Source organism: Kibdelosporangium banguiense (assembly GCF_017876405.1).
Lineage (GTDB): Bacteria > Actinomycetota > Actinomycetes > Mycobacteriales > Pseudonocardiaceae > Kibdelosporangium > Kibdelosporangium banguiense.
Genome location: NZ_JAGINW010000001.1, coordinates 1,899,382 through 1,925,866, shown reverse-complemented (window position 1 = coordinate 1,925,866; position 26,485 = coordinate 1,899,382). Strand labels below are relative to the sequence as shown.

Annotated in this window: 28 protein-coding genes; 12 read left to right on the top strand and 16 right to left on the bottom strand. The window is 66.5% G+C overall.

Going from position 1 to position 26,485, the window contains the following annotated elements; genetic code table 11:
* Position 1: 1 nt before the first annotated feature.
* A complete protein-coding gene (gene dnaN / locus JOF56_RS09140; RefSeq protein WP_209636346.1) occupies positions 2–1,099 on the bottom strand; it encodes a DNA polymerase III subunit beta in 1,098 nt (365 codons plus the stop codon).
* Positions 1,100–1,196: 97 nt separating this feature from the next.
* Between dnaN and JOF56_RS09135 the strand changes: the two genes are divergently transcribed.
* Complete coding sequence (locus tag JOF56_RS09135) at positions 1,197–2,561, top strand: CehA/McbA family metallohydrolase (RefSeq protein WP_209636344.1); 1,365 nt, start codon at positions 1,197–1,199, stop codon at positions 2,559–2,561.
* 3 nt (positions 2,562–2,564) lie between these two features.
* On the opposite strand, the gene JOF56_RS09130 is transcribed toward JOF56_RS09135, so the two are convergent.
* Complete coding sequence (locus tag JOF56_RS09130; RefSeq protein ID WP_209636342.1) at positions 2,565–3,503, bottom strand: nucleoside hydrolase; 939 nt, start codon at positions 3,501–3,503, stop codon at positions 2,565–2,567.
* An 8-nt stretch (positions 3,504–3,511) separates the two neighbouring features.
* Positions 3,512–4,747, bottom strand: coding sequence for an MFS transporter (locus tag JOF56_RS09125; protein WP_209636341.1), 1,236 nt, complete (start codon positions 4,745–4,747; stop codon positions 3,512–3,514).
* A gap of 448 nt (positions 4,748–5,195) precedes the next feature.
* Between JOF56_RS09125 and JOF56_RS09120 the strand changes: the two genes are divergently transcribed.
* Positions 5,196–5,489: a DUF1062 domain-containing protein gene (locus JOF56_RS09120; RefSeq protein WP_209636338.1), complete on the top strand. Its 294-nt coding sequence runs from the start codon at positions 5,196–5,198 to the stop codon at positions 5,487–5,489.
* Between the two features lie 53 nt (positions 5,490–5,542).
* Here JOF56_RS09120 and JOF56_RS09115 read toward each other — a convergent pair whose 3' ends face one another.
* Together JOF56_RS09115 and JOF56_RS09110 are read right to left on the bottom strand one after the other, a co-directional pair.
* On the bottom strand, positions 5,543–6,217 hold the full coding sequence (locus JOF56_RS09115; RefSeq protein ID WP_209636336.1) for a Crp/Fnr family transcriptional regulator: 675 nt from the start codon (positions 6,215–6,217) through the stop codon (positions 5,543–5,545).
* 119 nt (positions 6,218–6,336) lie between these two features.
* Positions 6,337–6,588, bottom strand: a complete 252-nt coding sequence (locus JOF56_RS09110; protein WP_209636334.1) for a hypothetical protein — start codon at positions 6,586–6,588, stop codon at positions 6,337–6,339.
* A 171-nt stretch (positions 6,589–6,759) separates the two neighbouring features.
* Here JOF56_RS09110 and nth point away from each other — a divergent pair, with 171 nt between their 5' ends.
* The 4 genes from nth to JOF56_RS09090 are packed head-to-tail and all read left to right on the top strand — an operon-like array spanning position 6,760 to position 9,893.
* Entirely contained in the window at positions 6,760–7,470 is a 711-nt protein-coding gene (gene nth / locus JOF56_RS09105) for an endonuclease III (RefSeq protein ID WP_209648117.1), read from the top strand.
* Complete coding sequence (locus JOF56_RS09100; protein ID WP_209636333.1) at positions 7,467–8,027, top strand: TlpA family protein disulfide reductase; 561 nt, start codon at positions 7,467–7,469, stop codon at positions 8,025–8,027. Before nth ends, JOF56_RS09100 begins: the two co-directional genes overlap by 4 nt.
* A 41-nt stretch (positions 8,028–8,068) precedes the next feature.
* Complete coding sequence (locus tag JOF56_RS09095) at positions 8,069–8,704, top strand: NUDIX hydrolase (protein WP_209648116.1); 636 nt, start codon at positions 8,069–8,071, stop codon at positions 8,702–8,704.
* A 4-nt stretch (positions 8,705–8,708) separates the two neighbouring features.
* Complete coding sequence (locus JOF56_RS09090; protein ID WP_209636331.1) at positions 8,709–9,893, top strand: MarP family serine protease; 1,185 nt, start codon at positions 8,709–8,711, stop codon at positions 9,891–9,893.
* Here the strand turns inward: JOF56_RS09090 and JOF56_RS09085 are convergent.
* The 4 genes from JOF56_RS09085 to JOF56_RS09070 form a co-directional block, all read right to left on the bottom strand.
* Positions 9,890–10,819, bottom strand: a complete 930-nt coding sequence (locus JOF56_RS09085; protein ID WP_307854994.1) for an alpha/beta fold hydrolase — start codon at positions 10,817–10,819, stop codon at positions 9,890–9,892. The genes JOF56_RS09090 and JOF56_RS09085 overlap by 4 nt on opposite strands.
* A gap of 1 nt (position 10,820) precedes the next feature.
* Positions 10,821–11,297, bottom strand: coding sequence for a phage holin family protein (locus JOF56_RS09080; protein WP_209636328.1), 477 nt, complete (start codon positions 11,295–11,297; stop codon positions 10,821–10,823).
* 24 nt (positions 11,298–11,321) lie between these two features.
* Complete coding sequence (gene nhaA / locus JOF56_RS09075) at positions 11,322–12,434, bottom strand: Na+/H+ antiporter NhaA (protein ID WP_209648114.1); 1,113 nt, start codon at positions 12,432–12,434, stop codon at positions 11,322–11,324.
* A gap of 136 nt (positions 12,435–12,570) precedes the next feature.
* Positions 12,571–13,251, bottom strand: coding sequence for a DUF2848 domain-containing protein (locus JOF56_RS09070; RefSeq protein WP_209636326.1), 681 nt, complete (start codon positions 13,249–13,251; stop codon positions 12,571–12,573).
* Between the two features lie 182 nt (positions 13,252–13,433).
* On the opposite strand from JOF56_RS09070, the gene JOF56_RS09065 reads away from it, so the two are divergent.
* The gene (locus tag JOF56_RS09065; RefSeq protein ID WP_209636324.1) at positions 13,434–14,219 is read left to right on the top strand and encodes a carbon-nitrogen hydrolase family protein; all 786 of its coding nucleotides are present in this window, start codon (positions 13,434–13,436) and stop codon (positions 14,217–14,219) included.
* Between the two features lie 3 nt (positions 14,220–14,222).
* Here the strand turns inward: JOF56_RS09065 and arsM are convergent, their stop codons facing one another.
* A complete protein-coding gene (gene arsM / locus JOF56_RS09060; RefSeq protein ID WP_209636323.1) occupies positions 14,223–14,972 on the bottom strand; it encodes an arsenite methyltransferase in 750 nt (249 codons plus the stop codon).
* A gap of 75 nt (positions 14,973–15,047) precedes the next feature.
* On the opposite strand from arsM, the gene JOF56_RS09055 reads away from it, so the two are divergent.
* Complete coding sequence (locus tag JOF56_RS09055; protein WP_209636321.1) at positions 15,048–15,416, top strand: ArsR/SmtB family transcription factor; 369 nt, start codon at positions 15,048–15,050, stop codon at positions 15,414–15,416.
* A gap of 25 nt (positions 15,417–15,441) precedes the next feature.
* Here JOF56_RS09055 and JOF56_RS09050 read toward each other — a convergent pair whose 3' ends face one another.
* On the bottom strand, positions 15,442–15,687 hold the full coding sequence (locus JOF56_RS09050; RefSeq protein ID WP_209636320.1) for a hypothetical protein: 246 nt from the start codon (positions 15,685–15,687) through the stop codon (positions 15,442–15,444).
* 27 nt (positions 15,688–15,714) lie between these two features.
* Between JOF56_RS09050 and JOF56_RS09045 the strand changes: the two genes are divergently transcribed.
* Together JOF56_RS09045 and JOF56_RS09040 are read left to right on the top strand one after the other, a co-directional pair.
* The gene (locus tag JOF56_RS09045) at positions 15,715–16,632 is read left to right on the top strand and encodes a helix-turn-helix domain-containing protein (protein ID WP_209636317.1); all 918 of its coding nucleotides are present in this window, start codon (positions 15,715–15,717) and stop codon (positions 16,630–16,632) included.
* Entirely contained in the window at positions 16,629–16,799 is a 171-nt protein-coding gene (locus tag JOF56_RS09040) for a DUF397 domain-containing protein (RefSeq protein WP_209636315.1), read from the top strand. Before JOF56_RS09045 ends, JOF56_RS09040 begins: the two co-directional genes overlap by 4 nt.
* 55 nt (positions 16,800–16,854) lie before the next feature.
* On the opposite strand, the gene acs is transcribed toward JOF56_RS09040, so the two are convergent.
* Positions 16,855–18,831, bottom strand: a complete 1,977-nt coding sequence (gene acs, locus JOF56_RS09035) for an acetate--CoA ligase (RefSeq protein ID WP_209636313.1) — start codon at positions 18,829–18,831, stop codon at positions 16,855–16,857.
* A 185-nt stretch (positions 18,832–19,016) separates the two neighbouring features.
* On the opposite strand from acs, the gene JOF56_RS09030 reads away from it, so the two are divergent.
* Together JOF56_RS09030 and JOF56_RS60665 are read left to right on the top strand one after the other, a co-directional pair.
* Positions 19,017–19,757: a Fic family protein gene (locus JOF56_RS09030; RefSeq protein WP_209636311.1), complete on the top strand. Its 741-nt coding sequence runs from the start codon at positions 19,017–19,019 to the stop codon at positions 19,755–19,757.
* A gap of 437 nt (positions 19,758–20,194) precedes the next feature.
* Positions 20,195–20,452, top strand: coding sequence for an excalibur calcium-binding domain-containing protein (locus tag JOF56_RS60665; RefSeq protein WP_372447850.1), 258 nt, complete (start codon positions 20,195–20,197; stop codon positions 20,450–20,452).
* A gap of 3 nt (positions 20,453–20,455) precedes the next feature.
* Here JOF56_RS60665 and JOF56_RS09020 read toward each other — a convergent pair whose 3' ends face one another.
* The 4 genes from JOF56_RS09020 to JOF56_RS09005 form a co-directional block, all read right to left on the bottom strand.
* Positions 20,456–22,642 carry a penicillin acylase family protein gene (locus JOF56_RS09020; protein WP_209636307.1) on the bottom strand — a complete coding sequence of 729 codons (2,187 nt, stop codon included), beginning with the start codon at positions 22,640–22,642 and terminating at the stop codon, positions 20,456–20,458.
* 71 nt (positions 22,643–22,713) lie between these two features.
* Positions 22,714–23,640 (bottom strand): N-acetylmuramic acid 6-phosphate etherase, encoded by a 927-nt coding sequence (locus tag JOF56_RS09015; RefSeq protein WP_209636305.1) that lies wholly within the window; start codon positions 23,638–23,640, stop codon positions 22,714–22,716.
* A 16-nt stretch (positions 23,641–23,656) separates the two neighbouring features.
* Positions 23,657–24,574, bottom strand: coding sequence for a MurR/RpiR family transcriptional regulator (locus JOF56_RS09010; RefSeq protein ID WP_209648113.1), 918 nt, complete (start codon positions 24,572–24,574; stop codon positions 23,657–23,659).
* A 167-nt stretch (positions 24,575–24,741) separates the two neighbouring features.
* Positions 24,742–26,484 (bottom strand): serine hydrolase domain-containing protein, encoded by a 1,743-nt coding sequence (locus JOF56_RS09005; RefSeq protein WP_209648112.1) that lies wholly within the window; start codon positions 26,482–26,484, stop codon positions 24,742–24,744.
* Position 26,485: the final 1 nt, after the last annotated feature.

The following is a 26,485-nucleotide window of genomic DNA, read 5'->3' as shown; positions in this document are numbered from 1 at the left end:
GTCAGGTGGCGGGCGGGCGCATGGGGGCGACCATGTACCGCAGATCCATCACCTCCCCGGGATCCGCCGAGCTGAAGACGGTGGCGCGCATGCCGGGCTGGATGGCGAGGTGGACCCGGCGGCCGGAGAACGGCTTGAGCGCGTCGATCAGGAAGCGCGACTGGAACGACGGCGAGGTACGGCCACCGGACACGTCTGCCTTGACTGACTCCTCGGCCTCACCTGCCTGCTGGTCGGCACTACGCAGCCGGATCTCGTTGTCGCCGACCTCCACCCGCAGTACGCCGCGGGCGTCGGCGTACAGGGCGACGCGACGAACCGCGGCGACGAGCGTGTCGGCGTCCAGCTCGACGTGAGTGTCCACATCGGACAGGGCGATCTTGCTCTCGCTGAGGAACGATCCGTCCAGCAATGCCGTGGTGACAACGGATTGGCCCCATGCCAGGCCGACCCGGTTCTCGTCGACATGCAACGCCACCGAACCACGGGCCTGCTTGGCGACCTCGGCCAGCAGCGCGGCCGGAATCAACGCGTCGAGCGCGTGTGGACCGGGCGTCCATGGCAGGGAAGCGATCGCCATCCGGTACCGGTCGGTCGCGGCCAGCACCAACCGGTCGCCATCGGCGCGGACCCGGACGCCGGTGAACAACGGCAACGCTTCATCACGGGAAGCAGTCGCGGCAACAGTCGTCAGCGCGGAGACGAACAGCTCACCATCAACAGATCCCGCGAGCGGAGGCGCGGACGGAACTCCAGGATGCAGATCGGCGTCCAGCAAAGGCAGTGCGAACCGGGCATTGGGCGTGCGGACCGCGAGCCGCGCACCTTCCACAGCAAGGCGAACCATCGGCACATCCAGCGCACGCAACGTCTCGGCCAGTGGCTTGGCCGGAACGAGTACACGGCCCGCGGTGTGCACAGCGGCCGAGCACGAGAGCCGGACAGCACGCTCCCGGTCGCTGCCTGCGAGCACGACCGCGTCCCCGTCAGCGGTCAGCAGCAGCCCGGCAAGCACAGGGTCGAGCGTCCGCCCAGGCAACAGCCGGACTGCTTCGGCAGCCGCGTTCGCCAGGTCGGATGTGGTGGCGGTCAGGTCCATGCACGCCACACTAGCCACCCCCACCGACAATTTGCGTTTTCGCTGGTCAGGTCAGCATTTTCGGGTGTAGCAACATCGGCTCGCGTAGGTTGCGGACGTGGACGAGACGATCCAGAAGATCACCGGAACACTGGACCCCGGTACACCGGACTGGCACTACCTGCCGGTCGATATCCCGGCCGGGGCACGCGAGATCGAGGTTGTGTACTCCTACGACAGGCCGGAGGTGCCGCCAGGCGTCAAGGCGAACGCCCTCGATATCGGGATTTTCGGGCCGCATGGCGAGTTCCGCGGCTGGTCGGGTGGTGCGCGGGACCGGTTCACGATCAACGCCACCGAGGCCACACCGGGTTACCTCGCCGGTCCGGTCGATCCCGGCACCTGGCGGATAGTCCTTGGCCCGTACACGGTTTCCCCGCAGGGCATGACATTCGAGGTGGACGTCACTGTCCGATTCGGACCGGATGGCTCGCCGTTCGAGGCGAGCCCAGCGCCATCCACAGCGCCAGAAAAGAATCGCGGCGCGGCCTGGTATCGAGGAGACGGCCATCTGCACACGGTTTATTCCGATGGTGGGCGCGAACTTCAGGAGCTGGTTGCCGATGCCCGAGCCGCGGGTCTGGACTTCATTGTCTCGACCGAGCACAACACTTCGAGCGCGCATCTGCAGTGGGGGCGTCACGCGACCGAGGACTTGCTGATCCTCAACGGCGAAGAGGTGACCACCCGGACGGGGCACTGGCCGGCGTGGAATCTTCCCGCGGGAAAATGGATCGATTGGCGTTATCGCGCGGATGACCCGGGCGAGCTTCAGAAGTTCGTCGACGAGGTCCACGAGTCCGGCGGTTTGGTGGTCGCAGCGCACCCGTTCAGCCCATGTGTCGGCTGCACATGGGAATTCGGTTACGAACGCGCGGATCTCGTCGAAGTGTGGAACGGCCCCTGGACGCTGGACGACGAAGCGACCGTGATCGTGTGGGACAGCCTGCTGCGCGCCGGGAAATGGATTCCGGCGGTCGGCAACAGTGATTCGCACACCCACAACGACCGGGTCGGCCTGCCGCACAACGTGGTCCACGCCGAAGGCCTGACCCCCGGCCAGCTGATGACCGGATTCGCCAAGGGCCGCAACTGGATCGCCGAGTCCGCCGAGGTCCAGCTCGAACTCACCGCGTCAGCCGACGGCCGGGCAGCGGGGATCGGCGAGCGGTTGACCGCGGACCCAAGAACGCCGATCACGATTGAGGTCAAGGCAAATGGCGCGCCGGACACGCACGTCCGGATCCTCAATCAGAACGGCCCGCAGTGGGGCGGATACGTTCCCCGGGAAGGCGCCACGATCACCTGGACGACACAAACCCGGTACAGCAAATGGGTCCGTGCCGAGATTCGCCGTCCCATCCCGACGGATACCACGGTGGACACGATGGTGGCTCTGACGAACCCGGTTTTCCTGGGGTAGCGGTCAGAAATGCTCGGTCAGGCGGTCCAGGATGAAGGCCTGCAACGCGTCGAAGTCCGCGTTCATCGCCACGTCCACCACGCGCCGGCCGGGTATGGCGAGCTGGTGACGGCGGTCGGCGATGGTCGCGCCGCTGCCCGGTCCGTCCGAACAGTCGACCTCAAGGTGCATCGGGACCGTGCTCACGATGCCTGGGCTGACCGCCTCGGCGACCGCGATGGCGTCGTGGATCACCAGCATGTCGACGCCGGACATTTCCTTGTAGAAGGCCCGATAGTGCGGGGTCATCGCCACGAGCTCCCGCCCGACGGCGTGGGCCGCGGCGAGTTTGCCCAGCCAGTCGTCGCCGACCGCGCATTTCATGGTCACGTCCAGGGGGACCAGCGTGACCGGGACGTCCTCCTCGACCAGGACCCGGCGGGCCGCCTCCGGGTCCACCCAGACGTTGAACTCCGCGGACGGGGTCACGTTGCCGCCCTCGATCCCGCCACCCATGATCACAAGCCGTTCGATCTTGGACTTGATGCCTGGATGCGCGGCAAGCAGCAACGCCACATTCGTCAACGGCCCGATCGGCACGATGGTGACCGGCTCTTCGGCTGCGGTCAGTACGTCGACCATAAGCGTGACGGCGTCGCGCGGATCAACGGTGGCTTTGGACGACGGGATCGACGACGCGTAACCGCCAAGCCCGTCGTTGCCGTGGGCGTCGTCGCCACGCACCGGCCGTGAGAAAGGCCGATGCGCGCCGACAGCCACGGGAACGTCCTCGCGACCGCAGAGCGACAGCACGTTCAACGCGTTGCGCGTGGTGTGTTCAATGCCGATGTTCCCCGCGACCGTGGTCAACGCGAGCAGCTCCACCTCGGGGCTCGCCGCCGCCAGGGCGATCGCGAAGGCGTCGTCGACGCCCGGGTCCGTATCGATGATCAAACGCCGCATGGGTTCCCTCAGCTTGCTAGTGCATGGTCCTTTTTCTGAGCCGGCACGCCTGCCGCGATCGTGCCACGGAAGACGAACACCAGGCTCGCGATCACCAGCCCGGCAGCGGCCGCGGCGAGGAACGCCGAGGACACACTGACGTGCTCGACCAGGTAGCCGCTCACCGACTGCCCGAACGCGAGACCGAGCGTGACCGCGGTGATGACCCACCCGAACGCCTCGGTGACCGTGCTCGGCGGCGCGACCTGCTCAAGCGCGGTCGAGTGCGCGGTGGACTGCGGCGTGATCATCATCCCGGCGATCAGCAGCGTGATCGTCAGCCCGACCAGGCCGCTCGGAATCGCCGACAGCGAGATCAGCACCGCGAACCCGGTCAGCAACACCGGCAGCCGCAGGTGCATCGGCCGTGGCCATGGGCGCATGCCGTACAGCACGCCGAAGATCACCGAACTGACCGACCAGATGCTCAGCATCACGCCGCCCATCGGCTGGTGCCCGGCCGCTGTGGCCGCCGCCGGAACCGCGACCTCCACGAAGCCGATCACCACACCGAAACCCATCGCGGCGAGCGCGACCGTACGCATCCCCGGACTGGCCAGCGCGCCAAGCAGCTTTGACCCCGTTTGCTCCAACGGCCGCAGCTCACGCACGGTCCTGGTCAGCGCGAACCCGATCGCGCCAAGCGTCTGAGACACCGCACTGATCAGCAGACCCGTCCCCGCCCACGGCAACCCGGCGAGCAGACCGCTCAGACCCGGACCGAGGATGAAGAACACCTCGATGCTGATCGCGTCGTAGTTGTACGCGGCCTGCCGCGCACGACCCGCAGGCAGCAACCGTGCCCACAACGCACGCGACGCCGATCCGACCGTCGGCTGCGTCATCCCCACGCCCAGTGCCAGCACAAGCAGCACAGGTGTACTCGCGTGCGACTCCACGGCCACAACCGCGACCGCGACCAACCCGGCGAACAGAAGCGAGGCGGCCAGCAGCGGACGGCTCGGCCCAAGCCGGTCCATGATCCGGCCCTGCAGCACGGAACCGACGGCGGTACCGATCAACGCGCCTGCCGACACCAACCCGGCAACCGCGAACGAACCGGTCACCCGCTGCACGTAGAACAGCAGGGACAGGCCGACCATCGCGATCGGCAGGCGAGCGAACACAGCCGCGACGACCGGGCCACGCGCCCCTGGGGCGGTCAGCGCGGCCCGGTAGTCAGCCAGCGACACATTGTGGGACATGCGTACCATTATGCGCAGGAGTGGTACCCCCGTACCACTATTTTACGGTGCGTTACATCACCCTCGCCCGTTTGGCGGACAAGGCCCCCGATTGATCACGGTCTCGCAACGGAAAGTGAATTCGACGGAAACTCGCACAACGAATCTGACTCATCCGGGTCCTTGAGGGTGAAAAGACTTGAGTCGCAGGGGTGGGTCCGTGCGATGGTGGGATTTCGCCTCCGGGGAATCGGGTACCCCGAAGGCCAAGCTCCCTCCGGCGTGAGGGTCGGGGCCGGAACGCCAGGAGGGCGGGGAGCGCGAGCCGTCGGGGGATGGCTCGCGCGACGCAAAGGGCCGGTGCGCTGCGTCGGGGGCAGCGCCCGGTCCTTTGTGTGTGCAGCACGAAAATCAGTGGAGCAGCGCCGTTGTGCGCGATTACCGTGCTGCCGGACCAAGTCGTCTAGCCATGGACATGCTGCTCCAGGATCCGGTCGTACAGCACCGCAATCGCATCGCCCTCGACTGGGACAACGCCTGGCGTCTGGACACCGGCGGGACGGATCACCTGGACCGCGAGGTGATCGACGTCTCGGTCCGCTTCGCGGTACGGATCCCTGTCCGGCCGGTGCGACTGATCGCCGAAGGGTGCGCTCTTTCACGGGCCGAGGTGCAGAGGCTGCTCGCGGAGGGCAAGCTCGTCTCGGCCGTCCGGCTGGGCGGCAAGCTCTCCGGCGACTTCACTTTCACACTCAAACGCTGAACGCCCTCAGCCCTCGTCGAGCGGAACTCGACGAGGGCTGAGAAGCACAGCTGCTAGCGGGCCCGGCGAGCGAGTCGTTCCGGGTCCAGGATCAGGACGCTCTTGCCTTCCAGGCGGAGCCAGCCACGGTGGGCGAAGTCCGCGAGCGCCTTGTTGACGGTCTCGCGGGAGGCGCCGACGTACTGGGCGATCTCTTCCTGGGTGAGGTCGTGGGTGACGCGCAGCAGGCCGGCTTCCTGGCTGCCGAAGCGCTGCGCCAGCTGGAGCAGGGCCTTGGCCACGCGGCCGGGCACGTCGGTGAAGATCAGGTCGGCGAGCATGCCGTTGGTCCGGCGCAGCCTGCGGGCCACGACCCGCAGCAGCTGCTCGGCGATCTCCGGGCGGGTGGCGATCCACTGCCGCAGCTCCGGCCGGCCCATGGTGACCGCGCGGACCTCGGTGACGGTGGTCGCCGTGGAGGTGCGGGGGCCCGGGTCGAAGATGGACAGTTCGCCGAACATGTCCGACGGCCCGAAGATGCCCAGGAGGTTCTCGCGCCCGTCTGGCGACTTCCTGCCGAGCTTCACTTTGCCCGAGAGGATTATGTACAGCCTGTCGCCCGGCTCACCCTCGGCGAAGATGACGTGACCGCGGGGGAAGTCCACGGACTCGAGCGTCTGGCTGAGCGCCTCGGCTGCCGCAGGCTCAACCCCCTGGAAGATACCGGCCCTGGCCAGGGTCTCGTCCACGCTCGTCCCTCCTGTCGCGACACGGCGAGGAAACACCGTCGCCGCTTTCTGACTACCTGCAGTGTAGGACGTTCACCCGGATGTCCTTACCGGGCACGCCGCACGCTACAGCCAGGTAGTCACTGGCGCACCCGCTGTGCGCGCATTCGTGCGGCGCGGCCGCCCTTGCGGCGGAGCCGGAAGAGTTCCAGGGCGCGGCCGATGCCGTGCCCGTAGAGCGCCCGCACCTCGTCCGGGCGGACGTCCTCGAGCAGCTGCTCGACCTCGTCCTCCTGGACGGCGACATGCCGCAGGCGGGTCTCGACGCGCTCCATGAACAGCGCGAAAAGCATGATCACCAGGGGTACTACGAACACGAACCAGACAGCCATGATGAGTTCGATCCTCGCTTAAACGACGTCGCTCGGCACATTGACTAAGACGTCTGGGGTCACTGGACGTTGTTCGGCGGCCCGTAGGCTAGTCCCGTGCCTCCTGCGACCAAGCAGCCCCCCGTTGAGACGGCCAAACCGCCGACCGGGCTCGTCCGTCGGGCCCGCAAGATGGTGCGGGCGTTGTCCGAGGCCTACCCGGACGCGAAGGCCGAGCTCGACTTCACCAACCCGCTGGAACTGCTCGTCGCGGTGGTGCTGTCGGCGCAGACCACGGATGTGCGCGTCAACCTGACCACGCCGGCGCTGTTCGCGAAGTACAAGACCGCGGCCGCCTACGCCGCCGCCGACCGTACGGAGCTCGAGGAGCTGATCCGGCCGACGGGGTTCTTCCGGGCCAAGGCCGGGTCCCTGATCGGGCTCGGTGCCGCGCTCGTCGAGCGGTACGGCGGCGAAGTGCCCGGCAAGCTGGAAGACCTGGTCACGCTGCCGGGCGTCGGCCGCAAGACAGCCAACGTGGTGCTCGGCAACGCGTTCGACAAGCCCGGCCTGACCGTCGACACGCACTTCGGCAGGCTGGTGCGGCGCTGGGGCTGGACCGAACAAGAGGACCCGGTCAAGGTCGAGTTCGCGGTGGCCAAGCTGCTGCCCGCCAAGGACTGGACGATGGCGTCGCATTGGATCATCTTCCACGGCAGGCGGGTGTGCCATGCCCGTAAACCGGCCTGTGGCGCATGTCTGCTGGCCAAGGACTGCCCGTCGTTCGGTTCCGGGCCGACCGAGCCGGAGATCGCGGCCAAGCTGGTCAAGGGCGTCGAGGCCGAGCATCTGATCGAGCTCGCGGAGAAGGCCGGCCAGCCCAAACGCAAGGCGGCAGGTTGAGCGTCAAGGTTCGATGGGCCCTCGTGGCGTTGGTCCTGGTGGTGGCCGGGACGATCGCGTTATGGCCGCGTACGGACGAAGCCCCGAAGGCCGCCCCGTCCCCGCCCCCGGTCAAGACGGATCTGCCGACGTGCTCACGCCAAGGCGTGGCGCTGGCGACCGTGCAGGGCGTGACCGCCACGTGCCTGGCTGACGGCCAGAACGCCGACGTGGCGCAAGTGTTTGCCGGACCGGTCCTGGTGAACGTCTGGGCCACCTGGTGCGCGCCCTGCCAGGAAGAACTCCCCGTGCTCGCGCAGTACGCCGCCAAGCCCGGCGCCATCCCCGTCGTCACGGTCGCCGTCGAAAGCGAGCAGGCGACCGCCATCGCGATGCTGACGAACCTCAAGGTGCGTGTCCCCAGCCTGCTCGATCAAGACGGCTCGGTGAAACGGGCGCTCAAGCCGACCAGATTGCCGGCGTCCTACCTGATCGATGCCCAAGGACTAGTGAACTTCATCAACGATCCGCCCGTGTTCCACTCTGTGGCGGACGTTGAGAAGGCGGTGGGGCAGTGACCCACGGCCCTTTGGTCGATCCGGCCGACGTCCCCGCCTGGATGGGCAAGCTCGTGGAGGCCACCCGTGATCTCGATCCGGACCTTTTCCGCAGGCTGAGCCCGCCTGATCATGTGATCGCGCGGGACGCGGCCGTGCTCATCCTGCTCGGTGAGGGACCCGGCGGGCCCGACGTCCTGCTGTTGCGGCGGTCGGACGATTTGGGCTCCCATGCGGGCCAAGTCGCCTTCCCCGGAGGGAAGGCCGACGAAGGCGACGACTTCCCGATCGGGACGGCCATACGGGAAGCCGTCGAGGAGACCGGCGTGCTTCCCGAGGGTGTTCTGCCCGTTGCTGTTATGCCTGCCCTGTATGTACCGGTTTCCAAGTTCCTTGTCACACCAGTGCTTGCGCACTGGCAGCAGCCTTCCCCGGTGTGCGCGGTCGACCCGGCGGAGACCGCCGCGGTGGCCCGGATCCCGATGGATCATCTGGCGGACCCGGCGAACCGTTTCATGGTGCGTCACCCGTTGGGATTCACCGGGCCGGCGTTCAGCGCACCGGGCATGCTGGTGTGGGGTTTCACGGCGGCGCTGCTGACGGTCGTACTGGCCGCCGGCGGCTGGGACCGGCCGTGGGATCAGTCCGATGTGCGGGAACTTGACGTAGCGTGGCGGTCAAGCCGTCCGGAGGTGTGAAAGCTTGAACTGGGTCGACGTGCTGGTGCTGGCGCTCGTCGTGCTAGCCGCGATTTCCGGCGCCCGGCAGGGCGTGGTGATCGCGCTGCCGGCCCTGATCGGGGTGTTCGCGGGGCTCGTGCTCGGCGCGATCATCGCCCCGTTGATCGTCGAGAACTTCACCAACTTCGCCACCAGGGCGGCGTTCTTCATCGCGATCGTGGTGTTCATGGTCGCATTGGGGGAGACAGCCGGCGTCTGGGTGGGCAGGACGCTCCGCCGCAAGATGAAGACGCCCAATCTCACCCCCATCGAGAGCATCCTCGGCGCGCTCGTGCAGGGCGTGGTCGTGTTCGTGGTCTCGTGGATCATCGCGGTCCCGCTGACCACAGTGACCGGTTTGCCCGGCCTGGCGCAGGCAATCCGCGGCTCGGTCGTGCTGGGCGGCGTGGACGACATCATGCCGCCGGGCGCCGACCAGCTGCCCAACGGCGTGAAGAAGCTGCTCGACGACTCCGGTTTCCCGAGCGTGATGGGGCCGTTCTCGCAGACCCCGCTGCTGGACACCGGCCCGCCGGACCCCGCGTTGCAGAACAGCCCGGTCGTCCGCCAGGTCCGCACCAGCGTGCTGAAGATCCACGCACGCGCCCAGTCGTGCTCCCGGGCCCTGGAAGGCACCGGGTTCGTGATCTCCCCGCAGCGCGTGATGACCAACGCCCACGTGGTCGCGGGTACCGATCAGGTCTCCGTCGAGACGGACAACGGCCAGCTGGACGCCCGCGTGGTGCTCTACGACCCCTCGGTCGACGTGGCGATTCTGTCGGTGCCGGAGCTGACTGCCCGGCCGTTGCAGTTCGCGCAGCAGGAAGCCAGCAAGGGCGACTCAAGCATCGTGCTCGGCTATCCGCTCGACGGCCCGTACACGGCGTCGGCCGCACGTGTCCGTGAGCGCATCAACCTGCGCGGCCCCGACATCTACGACGCCAACACCGTCACGCGGGACGTGTTCACGGTACGTGCGAAGGTGCAGAGCGGTAACTCGGGCGGTCCGCTCGTCGACCCGAGCGGCAACGTCATCGGCGTTGTGTTCGGCGCGGCCGTCGACGATGACGAGACCGGGTTCGTGCTCACGGCCAAGCAGGTTGCCGACGAGGTGCAGCAAGCGCCTCGGCTGACCCGCCGGGTCGACACCGGAGCCTGTGCGGCTTAGGACAGCCAGGACTTGAGGGTCTTGTTGACGAAGTCGGGTGCTTCCTCGTGTGGGTAGTGCCCGACTCCGGACAGCACGTGCATAGGCGCGTTGTGGCCCAGCCACCGTTGTGACGCCCGCGCGGTGGCGGTCAGCATGAGCGGGTCGTTCGCGCCGTGGATGCGTAGCGCAGGAACGGGCGTCAGCTTGTCGAGAGCCTCGGTGAACTTGCGGCCCTCACTGCGTACCTGTGAACGCACCGCCCAGCGGTAGTACTCCATCGCGCTGAACGCGACGCCACGGATACGCATCGCCTGCCGGTAGCGCGCCACGGCCTCGGTGAAGTCCGGTCCGGCGGCCCATTTTTGGCCGGCCCATCGGTGCATCAGCTGCTCGACGGCGATCGCGTCGTCCTTGACCAGCTTGCGTTCCGGGTACATCGGGATCTGCCCGCGAAACAGCGTGCCGATCGCCCTGGCTTGGTTGTTCTCCTTGCGGCGCAGGGCTGTGCGGCGGATCTGGCGGCGCAGGGCGAGCGGGTGCGGCGCGGCGATGGCGACCATCGAGTGCACCAGCCGGGGGTGCAGGGCGGCCGCGGTCCAGGCCAGCAGGCCACCCCAGCCGTGTCCGATGACGTGCGCTTTTCGTTCCCCCAGGGCCTTGATCAGCCCGCCGACGTCACCCGCGAGCGTCCACGCGTCGTAGCCGCGCGGCGGTTTGTCGGAGTCGCCGTACCCGCGCAGATCCACGGCCACAGCACGGAATCCGGCGTCGCTCAGTGCGGTCAGCTGATGCCGCCAGCCCCACCAGAACTCGCCGAACCCGTGCAGCATCAGGACAAGCGGGCCCTCACCGGTCTCCGTGACGTGCAGCCGGATGCCGTTGGCGTGGACGTCGCGGTGCGCCCATGGTCCGTCGAACCGGACGCTCGACGGTTCGGGACGCACCTCAGTCGTCGTCGTTACTGCGCTTGAGCGCGGCAACGGTTTCCTTGGTTGTCTTGATCGTGCGCTTCGGGCCCTTGATGCCGCGTACCTTCTTGTAGCCCAGGTAGCCGAACAACCCGGCGAACAGCAGCATGCCGCCGAACGTGATGCCGTACGCGGCCGATCGGTACAGCCCGATGTCCGCGAGCAGCTCCGCGATCGCGAAGAAGAAAAAGAACAGGCTGAACAGCAGCACCGTCAGCGCGACCAGGAAGAACACGCTGCCACGCAGGCCACGCTTGACGTCCCGGCCGATCTCGATGCGGGCCAGCTCGATCTCCGCGCGCACCAGCGTGGACAGATGGGTGGTGGCGTCCTTGACCAGCGCGCCGATCGACTGGTCACCAGGGGGCAGGCCCACCCGGTCCTCGGTCAACGGAATCGACGGGACCTGTGGCAGTCCCGAGCCTGCACGGTCGTTCTGCTGCGCACTCGTCACCTGGTCATCGTGCCACGTGGGTGTTCAGGTGGCCCGCCGTGCCCGGGCGCGTCGCACCAACATCGCCGCGGCCAGCAACGACGCCGTCGCGGAAGCCAGCAGTACCGCGGCTTTCACGCGCTCGGCGGCCTCGCCGGTGAGCGACAGATCGGCGATCAGCAGGCTCACGGTGAACCCGACGCCACCGAGCATGGACACGGCCGCCATGTCCCGCCAGCCGAGGTCCGTGGGTCTGACCGCGAGCTTGAGCCGGACCGCGACGAAGGTCGTGCCGAGGATCCCGACGAGTTTCCCGACCAGAAGCCCTGCGATGACCGCGATGGCGACTCGGTCGTCCAGCATCTGCCCGAGAGCGGTCGGCGTGACCGGCACACCGGCCGCGAACAGCGCGAACACCGGCACCGCCAAGCCCGCCGACCAGGGCTGCAACCTGTGCTCCAGCCGTAGCGCCGGTGATTTCCGCTCGTACGGGTCCTTCTTCACACGCGTGAGCAGGCCGAGAGCGACGCCGGCGATCGTGGCGTGCACGCCCGACTCGTGCATCGCGACCCAGGTCGCCAGCGCGATCGGCACGTACAACCAGGTGGACTGAATCCGCTTGTGCTGCAGGAACGCGTACAGCGCGAGGAGTACGACGGCCGAGCCCACGGCGATCAGGTTGAACTTGGTCGTGAACAGGATCGCGATGATCACGATCGCGCCGAGGTCGTCGACCACGGCCAGGCTCAGCAGGAAGACGCGGGCGCTGCTGGGCAGGCCGGACGCCGTCAGCGCGAGCACGCCCAGCGCGAACGCGATATCGGTGGCCGAGGGGATCGCCCATGCCTTGTCCATCCCGGGCGCACCCCAGCCGACCGCGAGCGCGACGGCGATCGGGACGATCATGCCGCCGAGCGCGGCGACCACCGGCAGGATCGCCGCCTTGAACCTGGACAGCTCGCCGACCACGAGTTCACGCTTGAGCTCAAGGCCCGCGACGAAGAAGAACAGCGCGAGCAGGCCGTCCTTGGCCCATTCGCCGACCGTGAGACTGAGGAATGACGGGCCCAGGTGGAAATCGCGGGCAGCCTGGTAGGCGCCTTTGAGCGGGGAGTTCGCCAGCAGCAGCGCGACCGCGGTCGCACCGAGCAGGATCATCCCGCCGACAGTCTCGGTACGCAGGTAGCGGGCGAATTCGGCGACTGGGCGTCGGGCCACGGTGCTCCTCTGATCAGCTGGCACGAATACTGCTGCCGACCAGGCTTCCCGGCTCACCGAGCTGAATTTTACCCGCTTACGCGATCGGTTCGGGCAGTCTGCGCACGTGGTACTCGGTGGAGATCGTCCGGCCGGTGTGCGGGTCGCCCAGTTCCACGCGCCACGCGTCGGCGAACTGGTCGACGCCCTTGATCATGGGGATCGTGCCGGATAGCAGGACAGTTCCCGGGGCGTAGAGATTGTGCGTGTGTAAGACGTCGATCCAGTACTGCGGCGGCAGCAGCTCGGCCAGCGTGCCGGCCTGGATCTCGGTCCACTCGCCGTTGCGCACCCATGCGGTCAGGGTCAGCTCGTCGATCCGGTCCTCGACGTCGGCCAGCCGCCAGGCCTGGTGGCCCAGCATGTCCGGTGCGGCCTGTTTGCTCCAGGCGACGCCGTGAACCTCCAGGTCACGGTCGGTGTGGTCGCAGGCTACGGTCAGCAGGACGTCGTCGCGCGTGATCACCATGGCCCACTCGGCTTCGCCGGACGTACGGCCGTGCTGGGCGTAGACCTCGCCGGACTGCACAGCGAGGAAGGGCGCGATCGGATACAGGCAGGGCGTCTTGACCGGTGCCGGGATGCCCAGGGCGACCAGCTCCGCGATGTGCTCGGCCACGTCGTCCTGGCTGCGGCCGGCGAATCCCCCGTTGAGCAGCGCACGCACCTCAACGGCCACCCGGTGCCCGTCAGGGAGGCTGAAGTGCAACACCCGCACCTCCGAGTACTTTGCGCACACGACTTGTATACAGTCGATATGCGACAAATTCCAGCAGGTCCGACATGATCTTTGTGACAGTCCTTGCGGCTTGCCTTCATCGTCGCATGTCGTGGCCGGGTGCGTGGAACGGCGAGATCGTCCCGGTGTTTTCCTTGTATACAAGTAAGATCGGAGCGGTGATGCGTATTGCGATGAGTCAGTTCGCCGCGGACACCGATCCGAAGCGCAATCTCGACCACATCCAGGCGACCGTCCGCGAGGCGGCCGACGCTTCGATCGTGGTGTTCCCGGAAGCCACGATGGCCCGGTTCGGAATCCCGCTCGGCCCGGTCGCCGAACCGCTGAACGGCCCGTGGGCCACAGCCGTCCGTCAGATCGCCGACGACGCGAACGTGCTGGTCGTGGCCGGTATGTTCACGCCGAGCCCGGACGGCCGGGTGACCAATACGCTGCTGATCGCCGGCCGCGGCGTGGACACGTACTACGACAAGATCCACTTGTTCGACGCCTTCGGGTTCGCCGAGTCCGCCACGGTCGCGCCGGGGGAGCGGATCGTCCTGTCCGAAGTGGACGACCTCACAGTGGGATTCGCGACCTGTTATGACATTCGCTTCCCCGGGCTGTTCCAGAAGCTGGCCGACGAAGGCGCGATGGTGACGATCGTTCCGGCATCCTGGGGCGCCGGTCCGGGCAAACGCGAGCAATGGGAGCTGCTGGTCCGGGCCCGCGCCCTGGACAGTACGACATGGATAGTCGCATGTGGACAGGCAGACCCCACGACCATCGGCCAGACGCCATCCGGCAAGGCCCCCACCGGAGTCGGCTACAGCCTGGCGGTGTCCCCGCTCGGCGAGATCCGCGGCCAGCTCGGCCCCGAACCCGGCCTGCTGTTCGTGGACATCGACCCGGCCGAGGTGACCGAGGCCCGCAAGATCGTCCCAGTCCTGGCGAACAGGAAGTTCTGATCGCTAGGACCGCGCGGGCTTGAGCGCACGAACGATGGCGGAGTGCATACCGTCGGCGACCTGGTGCGTGGGCGTGATCTCGATGTCGGTGAATCCGGCCGCTTCCAGGCCTTCGCGATACTCGGCGAACGACAACGCTCCGGCGATGCAGCCGACGTAGGAGCCGCGCTGTGCGCGTTGCTCCGCGGTGAGGGCGTCGTCCGCGACGACGTCTGAGACACCGATACGGCCACCCGGAACCAAAACCCGGAACGTCTCGGCGAATACGGCAGGCTTGTCGGCCGACAGATTGATCACACAGTTGGAGATCACGACGTCGATTGTGTTGGCAGGCAAGGGGATTGCCTCGATCGTGCCCTTCAGGAACTCGACGTTGTCCGCACTCGCCTTCTGCTTGTTGGCCAACGCCAGCGCGAGCATCTCGTCCGTCATGTCCAGGCCGTACGCCTTGCCTGTCGGGCCAACTCGTCGTGCCGACAACAGGACGTCGATTCCACCGCCGGAACCAAGGTCCAGCACACGCTCGCCTTCGCGCAGCTCGGCGACAGCGGTGGGATTGCCACAACCCAACGAAGCGGCAACAGCCTCAGCAGGCAGCTCGTCACGTTCGTCGGCGCCGTACAGGGTGGATCCGAAATTGTCGTCGACCTCGACGGCCTGTGGCCCGCAACAGCCGCTGCCGCTCTCGACGACCGTCGTCGCGGCGGCTGCGTAGCGGGCGCGCACGGTCTCTCGTAAGTCCTGTTCAGTCATGCCAGGTCCTCCGGTTGTATCGAAGTACGTCGATGCAAGGTTGCACCCTTCATCGAAAGACGTCAATATAGAAATATGTCGAAACAAGAGCCGGGTTGTTGCGGCAGCCTCTCGGCCGCCCCGCTGACCCAGGAACAGGCCGTCGAACTGGCGACGGTGTTCAAGGCGCTGAGCGACCCGGTCCGGCTGCGCCTGCTCTCACTGATCGCGGCGCGCGCCGACGGCGAAGTCTGCGTGTGCGAGCTGACACCGGCGTTCGAGCTGTCGCAGCCGACGATCTCCCATCACCTGAAGTTGTTGCGCCAGGCCGGACTCATCGACTGCGAGCGGCGAGGCACCTGGGTCTACTACTGGCTGGTGCCAGGGGCCACAGCCCAACTCGCTGCGCTGTTCTCCCGCCCGGTAGCCGAATGGCAGCCCAACCTGGCCGCGGCCTCGTCCTGAACAAGCAAGGTCCAGCGGGCGTCGGTCAGGCCGCGCTCGTTTGATCTTCCTTGGCCTGTTCGTCGGCGAAAAGCGCATCCATTTCGCGGAGCGCTTCGGTGCCGAGCGCGACGAACTTGCGTAGCGCCTCGCTTTGTATGGTCATCCCGATTCCGTCTGCGGCACTGCTGCCGCAGACGAACTCCATCGCACCGCTGCCATTGACCTCGTAGCTGAGCGGGCAGCCGTCGTCGACAGTGATCCAGACATTGGTCGACGGGTTACGCGACATGGTGATGCCTCCAAATGGCGGAGTCGGATGTTTTCCGTCACGCTAGTGATATTGCGCAATCACTGCCCGTACTTGCATGTGCGGAAAGCACTAGGAGACATCGTGTCGGGTAATCGGAAACCGCCCCAGGCAAGGGATCGTGCCCTGGGCGCTCAGCTCAAGACAATGCGGACTCGGCAAACCGAGCTTTCGCTGGAGGCCGCGGCCGAGATGCTGGGCTGGTCAGCGGCGACGATGAGCCGGATAGAGAACGGCAAACGACATATCAGCGCCGAGGACGTGGCCAGCATACTCGCGGTCTACCGCATTCCCGTGGACCAACGCGACGCATTGGTGCGCCGCGCCAAAGCAATCGACGAGCCGGGTTGGTGGTCCCGCCCCTTGCCTGGTGTCCCAGATGAACTGGGAGCACTGGCAAGTTACGAAGCCGACGCCAACGCCCTCACCGACTGGTCGGTCAACATCATCCCGGGCCTGCTCCAGACCTACGAATACGCCAAGGCCTACATGCTTGACATAGGCAATCCCAGTGAAGACATCGAGATGGTCTGGATGGCACGGCTGCGGCGGCAGCAGATCTTGCCGAAGATCGAATACACAGCCTTCATCGGCGAGGCCGCGATCCGGACTCCGTTCGGTGGCGCCGAGGTCCTGACAGCCCAGCTCAAGCATCTTGTCGAAGTGACCAAGCGTGGCATTGGGGTTCGACTCGTTCCACAACACCTTCCCCGAGCTGGCCTCTACCATTCCTGGCTACTGCTGGACTTCCCAGGCTCTCCCTCGATCGCACACATCGAACTGTTGCGGGGCGGGGTGTTCCTACATGATCCAGAAGTCGACGGCTATGTCTCCCAGCGGGCCAAGCTGAACAAGATCGCGCTTTCCACTGCGGAAAGCCGGGATATTCTGAGGAAACTCATTGAACAACGAGAGGGCAAACGATGACTTTCAGCTGGCGCAAGTCATCCTGGTCGACCGACCAGACCAACTGTGTCGAGCTGGCCAACACCGGTGCTGTGCGTGACAGCAAGAATCCGACCGGTCCGATCCTGACCGTCGAACTGGCTCCGTTCCTGGCCGCGATCAAGTCCGGCCGGTTCGACCACTCCTGAACGCAAAGCGGGCCTCTCGTGCAAAACGCACGAGGGGCCCGCTTTGTAACGGCTCTCAGTCCTCCGAGGCGCCCTTGTTCAGGCCTTGGGAGATCATGTCCATCACCGTCGAGTCCGCCAGTGTTGTCACGTCGCCGATCGAACGGTTCTCCGCCACGTCGCGCAGCAAGCGGCGCATGATCTTGCCGGAGCGGGTCTTCGGCAGTTCCGGCACGACCATGACCTGACGCGGCTTGGCGATCGGGCCGATCTCCTTGGCCACGTGGTCGCGCAACGCCTTCACGGCCTCCTCGCCACCGTCGACTGCGCCACCGCGCAGGATGACGAACGCGACGATGCCCTGGCCTGTGGTCGGGTCCGTCGCGCCTACGACGGCCGCTTCCGCGACGGTCGGGTGCGACACGAGCGCCGATTCCACCTCGGTGGTGGAGATACGGTGCCCGGACACGTTCATCACGTCGTCAACTCGACCGAGCAGCCATACGTCGCCGTCGTTGTCGTATTTCGCGCCATCACCGGCGAAGTAGTAGCCCTTGTCGGCGAAACGGGACCAGTAGGTGTCGCGGTAGCGCTCGTTGTCGCCCCAGATGCCACGCAGCATCGACGGCCACGGCTTGTCGAGCACCAGGTATCCGCCGCCACCGTGCGGTACCTCGTTGCCCTGGTCGTCCACGACCATCGACGAAACACCTGGCAGCGCACGTTGCGCCGAGCCGGGCTTGGTCGAGGTCACGCCGGGCAGCGGCGAGATCATGATCGCGCCGGTCTCGGTCTGCCACCACGTGTCCACAATCGGCGCCGAGTTGGCGCCGATGTTCTCCCGGTACCAGATCCAGGCCTCCGGGTTGATCGGCTCGCCGACGCTGCCCAGCACGCGCAGCGACGACAGGTCGAACTTGGCCGGGATGTCCGCGCCCCACTTCATGAAGGTGCGGATCAGGGTCGGCGCCGTGTAGTAGATCGAGACCTTGTAGCGCTGAACGATCTCCCAGTGCCTGCCCTCGTGCGGGGTGTTCGGCGTGCCCTCGTACACAACCTGCGTGACACGGTTCGACAGCGGGCCGTACACGATGTAGCTGTGCCCGGTGACCCAGCCGATGTCGGCGGTGCACCAGTAGACGTCCGTGTCCGGCTTGAGGTCGAACACGTTGAAGTGCGTGTACGACGCCTGCGTGAGGTAGCCGCCGGACGTGTGCAGGATTCCCTTGGGCTTCCCGGTCGTGCCCGAGGTGTACAGGATGTACAGCGGGTGCTCGGAGTCGAACGCTTCCGGCGTGTGCTTGTCGGACTGCTTGTCGACAAGTTCGTGCCACCAGATGTCACGGCTGTCGGTCCACTCGACTTCGGTGTCCGTGCGCTTGACCACGAGCACGTGCTCTATCGTCGGCGTCTGGGCGACGGCCTCGTCGACCGCAGGCTTCAGCGCGGCCGGCTTGCCACGGCGGTACTGGCCGTCCGTGGTGATCACCAGCTTGGCGGACGCGTCCTCGATCCGGGACCTCAGCGCCTCGGCGGAGAACCCGCCGAAGACCACACTGTGGGTCAGGCCGAGACGGGCGCAGGCGAGCATCGAGTAGATCGCCTCGGGCACCATCGGCATGTAGATCGCGACTCGGTCACCGGCCTGCAGTCCCAGCTCGAGCAACGCGTTCGCGGTCTTGCTGACCTCGGCCAGCAGGTCGGCGTACGTGATCGTGCGGGTGTCGCCGGGCTCGCCTTCCCAGTGGATGGCGACCTGGGCACCGTGGCCGGACTCGACGTGCCGGTCGACGCAGTTGTAGGCGACGTTCAGCTTGCCGCCGACGAACCACTTGGCGAAGGGCGCGTCACTCCAGTCGAGGACCTGGTCCCACTTGGTGTCCCAGTGCAGCCGCTCGGCCTGCTTGGCCCAGAAGGCATCCCGCTCGGCCTCGGCAGCCTCGTACAGCTCAGGGCCCGCGTTGGCGGCGGCCGCGAACTCATCGGAGGGCGGGAAAGTCCTGCTCTCGGTGAGCAGGTTGTCCAGCGCGGGACCCTGGGACTGCTCGGTCATCTCGTGTGACCTCCTCGAAACCGGCAACTCGTGTGGTGGTGACCGTAGTGCGCACAGGCCTGCAATAACAGGGTGGGCCTCGAATAGGTCTATACCAATTACACCGGGTGGGTGATGCGTGACCGGCGATGATCGAGTAAGGAGCCCGTGTCGAAGTCCGGGCGCCTCCCCATTAGTGTCAGCGCGTGACCGATCCGCTGGGCCCACTGCTGGAGCTTCCCGGGGTAGCCGAGGCGGTGCAGGCAGCGCGTGACAACGTGCAGTCAGTGCACCGGCACCCAGCCAACCGGCGCGGCTGGCCGACCACGGCCGCCGAGGCGTCGGTGCGCGCCGCGCGCTCGTCGGCGTATCTCGACGGCGGCAATCCGGAGATCCCCGACGACGGCGAAGTCGTGGACCCGATACTCGCCGGTGCCCTGCGGGTCGCCGAGGCCATCGGTCCGCTCCTACCTGTCTGGCAGCGCGCACCGCTGCAGGCATTGGCCCGGCTGCATCTGCTGGCGGCCGCCGATCTGGTCGACGCCGCCGAGCATGACCGGCTGGGGCGGCCGCGGTCGGCGCGTGGCGTGTCCGGTCGGCTGGATCTGCTGGCGAACCTTGTGACGGGCGCGACATCCGCGCCAGGTCCTGTCCTGGCGGCCGTGGTGCACGGTGAATTGCTGACATTGGCGCCGTTCGGTGTCGCGGACGGTGTCGTCGCGCGGGCAGCCGCGCGGCTGACCATGATCGGCACAGGCCTGGACCCGAAAGGATTGACCGTGCCCGAGGTCGCGTTCCTGCGCCGGCCCGAGCGGTATCGGGAGGCGGCGGACGGCTTTGCCAGCGGTCAGCCCGAAGGCGTGCGCGACTGGGTCCTGTTGTGCTGTGACGCGTTCGAGGTCGGTGCGCGTGAAGCCACGTCGATCGCCGACTCCGCGAACGCCTGAACCCGCACGTTCATATCGTTCTGTCACCAACGCTGTGCCAAAGCGATATCTAGGTTCACCCGGTCGTGTGACTTGAGTAACAGCGCGTAGCCCTGTGGGGAATGGACTGACAGCCGGATGGTCGTTTGGGACGAACCGGTTGGCGGATTCGGGGGTCTCCCATGCGGATCATCGGCGCGATTGCCGTACTGACGCTTGTAAGCGCTTGTGCCACACCAACTCCCACATCGGCACCGCCCATCCCCACGATCGCCTCGACGACGACAACGACCGCCACCACCACGACACCTACGGTCGTGCCGGTGGCTCTTCCTGCTGACCTTGCGGGTAAAACTGCCGCCACGGTCGAAGGGCAGCTACGCACGCTGGGTTTCACCACGTTCCGATACTTTTTGCCCGACGGCAACCAAATCGCACATGATCCATCATGGACAGTCGTGTCCGTCGAAGGTGCGGGATCGTCAGTCCGCCCGGACGCGGTGATCGTCATTCGGGTCGACAAGCCCGCGCCGCCACCAGCACCCGAGACGGCGCCGCCGCTGCCTGAGCCCCCTGTCGAGCCCGAGCCGCCTGCCGCCTACTACAAGAACTGTGACGCGGCCCGGGCCGCCGGTGCAGCGCCGCTGCATCGGGGCGACCCGGGCTACCGTCCGGCCTTGGATCGTGACAAGGATGGAGCCGCGTGCGAAAAGTAGTGCTCAGCCCGTCCTGAGGTGCACGACCTTCAGACTCGGTGATGCGAGAATGTCCTTCTCACAGAACCGTTCGGTGATCCATCCCTTCTGGGAGAACAGTTCCGGCTGCTTGTAGGCCAGCACGGCCCGTGCGTCCGGGCATGGCGTGCCGTTGAACGCGGTGACCCGGACGTATCCGGAACTGTTGGTGCCGCTACGGCCCTGGCCGATCCCGTGGTATCCGTTGGCCCAGTCGCTCGCGATCACGTTGAAGGTCCCGGTCTCGGGACGTCCGCCGCCGATCGGGATCCGCTTTCCGTCCTTCTCGACGTACTGGTGGTCGCCCACCGGTGCGTCGAGCGGGATGTTCGCGGCGTTCATCTCGGCGACCGCGTCGGTGAAAGCCTTGACCACCAACGGGTTGTCGGTGTTCAAGGTGTTCGGCGTGCGTACGGGGTCGTTCACCGAGAACGGGACCTTCCAGTCCACCGACCGGCCGATCCGGGTCCAGAACCGGCTGAACAGCAAGTACCCGCGACTATCCACATTGGCCTTGCGGTCCCAGCGGGCCAGTACGTCACAGGCCTGACCCATGTCGAGCCTGCGGCACATCGCGATTGTCTCGTCGAGTGCGAGCTCGGCGGCGTACACCCGGTTGGAGAACATCAAGTCCTGCGTCGACTTCAGGTCGAACCTGCCGAGGCCTTCGGTGATCTCGGTAAGTGTGTCACGCGTCCGCACATTGCGCGCGGTCTCGAAGTCGCCCGCGATCCGTGGCAGCTTGCGCATGGGTTGGCGGGCGTTGGTCAGCCAGTAGCTCTGGTTGGAGTTCGACACGTAGTCGTCGCGCCGCAGTTCCGGCAGGTTGCCTGGGCCGAGGATGCCAGGCGCGACCGCGTCCGGATCGGTGCGCCACCGGCAGGCCGCGCGGGAACCGTCGAGCACGGCCAGGCCCATCGCCTGGAAAGTCTGTTGCCCCAGTGTGGTGTTGCATTCGGCCGCCAGTGAATCCGGCACGTTCGGCACGGTTGTCTGTCCGGTGTAGACAGTACGCCCGGCGGAGTCAGCGGCCAGCAGGTTGAAGATCGGGTCGCCCTGGGTCCGGTGCATGGCTTTGACGAAGTCATCGGTGGACTGCGTCTTGCCGAGCTCCGTCAGCATGTTCAGGAAACGCATGTTGTTCGCGTTCGCGTCGGCCAAGGCGAAGGCTTTGTCAGCGGTCCACGGCACTGCCACGCCACGGAAGTTCGTGATCACCGGCCCGTAGCGGGTCGAGAACTGTGTTCTGGTCACTGGCTTGAGGGTTCCGTCCGGCTGCTTGACCTCAACGGTGACATCGTTGCGGCGCATCTCTTCCGGCTTGCCGTCGACGAGGTACGTCGTCGGCCCGGTCAGCTTGAGCTCGAACAAAGTCCCTGGCACAACGGCGTCCGCGATCGTCCCGCTCCACGAGAGGTTCTCGGTCATCCCGGCCACGACGAACGGCATGCCCACGAATGTCGCGCCGCTGACGTTCAGCCGGCCGGGAATCCGCAGCTGGACCATGTCCCAGCCCATGTCGCCGCCCCAAGGCAGATGCGGGTTGACCACCACGATGCCTCGTTTGGACGTCGTGGCGTCGCGGCCGAGCGCGATGGCATTGCTGCCTGGCCCGGACATGTCAGCTGTCGGCTGGCTGCCCTGTGGTACGGCGCCGGGCGCGGCATTCACGATCGTGTCCACGCTCGAGCCGGAGACCAGCGCCGTGCTCCACGCGTGCGCCCGGCGATACACATCCAGTTCTGTCATCGGCGTCAGCAATGCCGGGCAGTTGCTGGGCGGGCGTTGCGCGAGATAGCTGTTGTAACCCGCCGCGTATCCCTTGACCATTTGCCGGACGTCCGGCGACACCTGATTCAGCAACGGCGCGACACTGAACCCGCGGTAGTAGAGATCGTTCGACAAATTGTCGGACGCCCGGTTCAATCCTGTCGTGGCCGGACCGGGTCCGAAATAGCGCGACCGTTCGCCACGCAACGTGATGATCCCGTCGGCAATGGCGCAAAGATTGGCCCGTGCGGCCGCGTATCCCTGGCCGTATCCGAGACTTCGATAATCCTGGGCGACGATATGCGGGATATCGTATTCCGTGAATCGAATCGTGGCGGTCGCCGGCGCCGCGGGCAGTGCGCCCGCGACGAGTGCCAACGAGACCGCGATGGAAGTCAGCATGGGGCAAACCCTGCCGACAAACGATCATCCGGACATTGGTGACGGCCACCGGATGCGAGGTAGGGCTACCTTCAGCAGGCCGCCGCGCCCAGCATGTCCAGTGCGTTGCGTACGTGCCCGTTCGTCTCGCTCAGGGCCTTCGCGGCCCGTTCGGAGTCCGCCCCGGACAGCAGGTGCACAAGCGCCACCTTCAGGTCGCCGTTCGCCGCTGTGAGCGCGTCGGCGCATTCCTGCATGCTGTAGCCGGTGGCCTCCCGCAGAATCCGCAGCGTGCGGCCACGCAGTTTCGCGTTCGTCGCACGCATGCTCACCATCAGATTCGAGTACGTGCGGCCGAGCTTGACCATCACCGCGGTCGAGAACGCAGTCAGAACGAGTTTCTGCGACGTGCCCGCCTTCATCCGGGTCGACCCGGCGACCGCTTCCGGCCCGGTGTCCACCGCGATGACCACGTCCACGTCGGCGGTCCGGGCGGAAACCGGATTGTTGGACACCAGTCCGGTGCCCGCGCCCAGCCGCCTGGACGCCGACAGCGCGCCCAGGACAAAAGGAGTACGTCCCGAAGCGGTCAGGCCGAGGACGAAATCCCCGGCCTCCGCCTCTCGCGTCAGCAACGCGGCCCCTGCCGCCGCGTCGTCCTCCGCGTTCTCCACGGCCGTGCGTAGTGCCCGGTTGCCGCCCGCGTGATGGGCGACGAACCATTCAGCCGGGGCGTTGAACGTGGGCGCAAGCTCGGCCACGTCCAGGCTTGCCAGCCGCCCGGACGTGCCCGCGCCCACGTAGTGCACCCGATGGCCCTGGCGCAGCGCTTCCGCGGCCAGGTCGACGGCTTTTGCCAGCTGCGGCAACGCCTCCGCCACGGCGGCCGGCACAAGCCGGTCCTCCGCGTTGATGACGCGCAGAACCTCGAGCGTGGGCAGTGTGTCCAGCCCGGTGGTTCGCGGATTGCGGCCCTCTGTCGGAGAGTCGACGTAGACCGCTTGCTGGGGAACCGTCATCGCCGTCCTGGTGCTCTCATTTTCCGGTTTCGCGCGTCTTGCGGCGTCCGTCCGGCCGGGTCTCCAGCCGGTGCGGGCCCACCGCGTCACGCGTGGCTTCCAGCGCACCCATTGCCGTCGGCAGGTGCCGTTGCGCCACGCCGATGAACAGGCAGTCGATCACCGTCAGCTGGGCGATCCTGCTGGCCATCGCACCGGAGCGGAACGTGGTCTCCCGAGCCGCGGTGGTCAGCACGAAATCGGCCACCTCGGTGATCGGGGAGCGCGGGAAGTTGGTCAACGCCACGGTTGTGGCGCCGTGCTGCCGCGCGGTGCGGAGCGCTTCAACGGTGTCGGTGGTCGCCCCGGTGTGCGAGATGCCGACAGCGACATCTCCCGAGCCGAGCACCGCCGCCGACGTGAGCATGATGTGCGTGTCGTTCCACGCGAAGCTCACCCTGCCGATGCGATGCAGCTTCTGCTGCAGGTCGAGTGCCACGAACGCACTCGCTGCCACGCCATAGACATCGACGCGGCCGGCGGCGGCGATCACGTCGACGACCTGCTGCAACGTGGCGACATCGAGCTGGTCCGCGGTCTCCTCGACGGCGCGTGCGTCGGCGAAGGTGACCTTGCGTACGACCTGGGCCAGGTCGTCCTCGGGACCGATCTCACCACCGAGATCACGCTCGGCGCGTGCCTCTGTCCTGGCGGTGTCCGCAGCCAGCGCTATGCGCAGCTCCGGATATCCGCCGACACCAATCGCTTTGCAGAACCGGGTGACCGTGGTCTCACTGGTGCCTGCCGCGTCGGCGACCTCGGTGATGCTCCGGCGCGCTACCGACGCCGGGTTGTCCAGCACCACCTTGGCGACTCGCTGTTCCGCGCGGGCGAGGCCCGGCAGCAGCGACCTGATACGTACGAGCGGACTCGACTCGCTCCGTTCGTCAACCATCTCCGCGGTGCTCACGTGGGAAACTTACTAACAGTTATGGGATCCGACAAGGTCACGGCTAGACCTCCTGACGCAACGACACCCAAACGTGTCCGAAACTTGAACCTGCAACCACAGTGGCTTGCGTGGGAAATCGCAGGTAATGGGGGTGTCGTTAACAAATTTTATCATCGGATTCGACGATCCCAAGACTGTGAGACGAACGCCGTTGGTTGTTTTTCACCGTCCAGAAGTGTGCGGCTACCCTGGGTGATTTTGATGTTGTCCAATAACACCCCGCGACCGGTGTAGAGGCGGTCAGTACTGAACCGCCAGCGCAACGAGATCTTGTCCGACCCGGCGACCTCCGCGCGAACATTCCACCAGGTCCGGTGGCCTGAACCGGAAAGAAAACTGTTTTCGCCTGGCGGTGCGCCGGGCCCGCTGGTGATCATTTTGACGGCCGTCCACTGCACGCCGTCACCACTCGACTCCAGAACGAGGTGGTCGGAAGACTCGCTGTCGACGAATGTGTCGAACGCAACCCGAATGGTCGAACTTTTGGCCCGAAGCTCCCGTGTGGACAGTGTCGCGGTGCTCGAGTTGCCGATCCCCGTGTACCAAGCATCACGGCCGTGTCTCGGTCGGACGGCCAGCGCCTTGGCCAGACCGGTGGCGAGCGTCTCCCTTGCGGGGTTGATGGATCCCCAGTTGCGCGACACATGAACCCTGTTGGACAACAGGATCGCGAACGACCGTGACTGAAGGTCCACAACGAGCGTCGTTCCGGTGTACCCGGTGTGACCCGCGGTGGCCGGCCCGCTCAAGCCTCCCATGTAGAACCTTCGGTCCAGTTCAAAGCCCAAACCGTGTGCGTTGCCTGGGAAAGCCTGCGTGTAGTTGGTCAGCATCGCCCGCACCGTCTCGGATTTCAGGATCCGCCTGTGGGCATAAATACCGCCATTGAGCAGAGTTTGCGCGAGCACAGCCATGTCGCGGGCGGTGGAGAAGACTCCCGCGTGCCCGGCGACGCCGCCGAGTGACCACGCGTTCTCGTCGTGAACCTGCCCTCTGATGATCCCGCGGGCCGGGCTGGCCTGGTACTCCGTCGCCGCGATCCGGTCCAGTTTGGACGCGGGCGGGTTGTACCCGGTGTCGGTCATGTGTAACGGTTCGGTGATGCCGCGGGTGACAACGTTGTCCAAGGTGGACCCGGTCAGGCGCTCGACCAGCACGCCCAGGGTGATCAGGTTGAGATCCGAGTACTCGTACGTCGAGCCCGGCACGTACTTGGGCGCGATGTCCATCACGGCCTTGAGCCGGGACGCCTTGTCCGGGTACAGCGACCACAACGGGATGAACGACACCAGGCCCGAGGTGTGGATCAGCAGCTGTTTGACCGTGATGCCCGCCTTGCCGTTGACGCCGAATTCGGGCAAGTAGCGGGAAACCGGCGCGTCGACGTCGATCTTGCCCTGTTCGGCGAGCTGCATCACGGCGATCGAGGTGAACAGCTTGCTGATCGAGGCCATGTCGAAGATCGTGTCGTCACGCATCGCAACCCGCTGTTGGACAGGGAGTTCCGTCCCGGCGGCATCGGAATACCGCACTGCGTAACCGGATGCTGACCGGTTGACGACAACGCCCTCATGGGCCAACAGGGTGACCACACCGGACATCAGCGGATGATTCACCGGCGGCTGTGTGGGATTGGTTCTGGTCCATTCGTCGATCTGCGCCACCGCGGCGTCGATCGGCGCCCGGTCAAGGCCCACCTGCTCAGGCGTGCCGTCGCGTAACTCGGTCCAGGGCGCGGCGAATCCCTGCTTGGGCCGGTCGAACCGGCCTGTCTCCCCGCCGCGCGCGTCGGCCGACACCGCGCCCGCACCGACCACACCCACCACCGCCAGCAAGATCACCGATCGACGCATC

Excerpts from the sequence above, each read along its gene's own strand:
- dnaN (WP_209636346.1), bottom strand. The coding sequence starts at position 1,099 with ATGGACCTGACCGCCACCACATCCGACCTGGCGAACGCGGCTGCCGAA.
- JOF56_RS09130 (WP_209636342.1), bottom strand. The coding sequence starts at position 3,503 with ATGCGGCGTTTGATCATCGATACGGACCCGGGCGTCGACGACGCCTTC.
- JOF56_RS09125 (WP_209636341.1), bottom strand. The coding sequence starts at position 4,747 with ATGTCCCACAATGTGTCGCTGGCTGACTACCGGGCCGCGCTGACCGCC.
- JOF56_RS09120 (WP_209636338.1), top strand. The coding sequence starts at position 5,196 with ATGGACATGCTGCTCCAGGATCCGGTCGTACAGCACCGCAATCGCATC.
- JOF56_RS09110 (WP_209636334.1), bottom strand. The coding sequence starts at position 6,588 with ATGGCTGTCTGGTTCGTGTTCGTAGTACCCCTGGTGATCATGCTTTTC.
- nth (WP_209648117.1), top strand. The coding sequence starts at position 6,760 with ATGGTGCGGGCGTTGTCCGAGGCCTACCCGGACGCGAAGGCCGAGCTC.
- JOF56_RS09095 (WP_209648116.1), top strand. The coding sequence starts at position 8,069 with ATGGGCAAGCTCGTGGAGGCCACCCGTGATCTCGATCCGGACCTTTTC.
- nhaA (WP_209648114.1), bottom strand. The coding sequence starts at position 12,434 with ATGATCCTGCTCGGTGCGACCGCGGTCGCGCTGCTGCTGGCGAACTCC.
- JOF56_RS09065 (WP_209636324.1), top strand. The coding sequence starts at position 13,434 with ATGCGTATTGCGATGAGTCAGTTCGCCGCGGACACCGATCCGAAGCGC.
- arsM (WP_209636323.1), bottom strand. The coding sequence starts at position 14,972 with ATGACTGAACAGGACTTACGAGAGACCGTGCGCGCCCGCTACGCAGCC.
- JOF56_RS09055 (WP_209636321.1), top strand. The coding sequence starts at position 15,048 with ATGTCGAAACAAGAGCCGGGTTGTTGCGGCAGCCTCTCGGCCGCCCCG.
- JOF56_RS09050 (WP_209636320.1), bottom strand. The coding sequence starts at position 15,687 with ATGTCGCGTAACCCGTCGACCAATGTCTGGATCACTGTCGACGACGGC.
- JOF56_RS09045 (WP_209636317.1), top strand. The coding sequence starts at position 15,715 with ATGTTTTCCGTCACGCTAGTGATATTGCGCAATCACTGCCCGTACTTG.
- JOF56_RS09040 (WP_209636315.1), top strand. The coding sequence starts at position 16,629 with ATGACTTTCAGCTGGCGCAAGTCATCCTGGTCGACCGACCAGACCAAC.
- acs (WP_209636313.1), bottom strand. The coding sequence starts at position 18,831 with ATGACCGAGCAGTCCCAGGGTCCCGCGCTGGACAACCTGCTCACCGAG.
- JOF56_RS09020 (WP_209636307.1), bottom strand. The coding sequence starts at position 22,642 with ATGCTGACTTCCATCGCGGTCTCGTTGGCACTCGTCGCGGGCGCACTG.
- JOF56_RS09015 (WP_209636305.1), bottom strand. The coding sequence starts at position 23,640 with ATGACGGTTCCCCAGCAAGCGGTCTACGTCGACTCTCCGACAGAGGGC.
- JOF56_RS09010 (WP_209648113.1), bottom strand. The coding sequence starts at position 24,574 with ATGGTTGACGAACGGAGCGAGTCGAGTCCGCTCGTACGTATCAGGTCG.
- JOF56_RS09005 (WP_209648112.1), bottom strand. The coding sequence starts at position 26,484 with ATGCGTCGATCGGTGATCTTGCTGGCGGTGGTGGGTGTGGTCGGTGCG.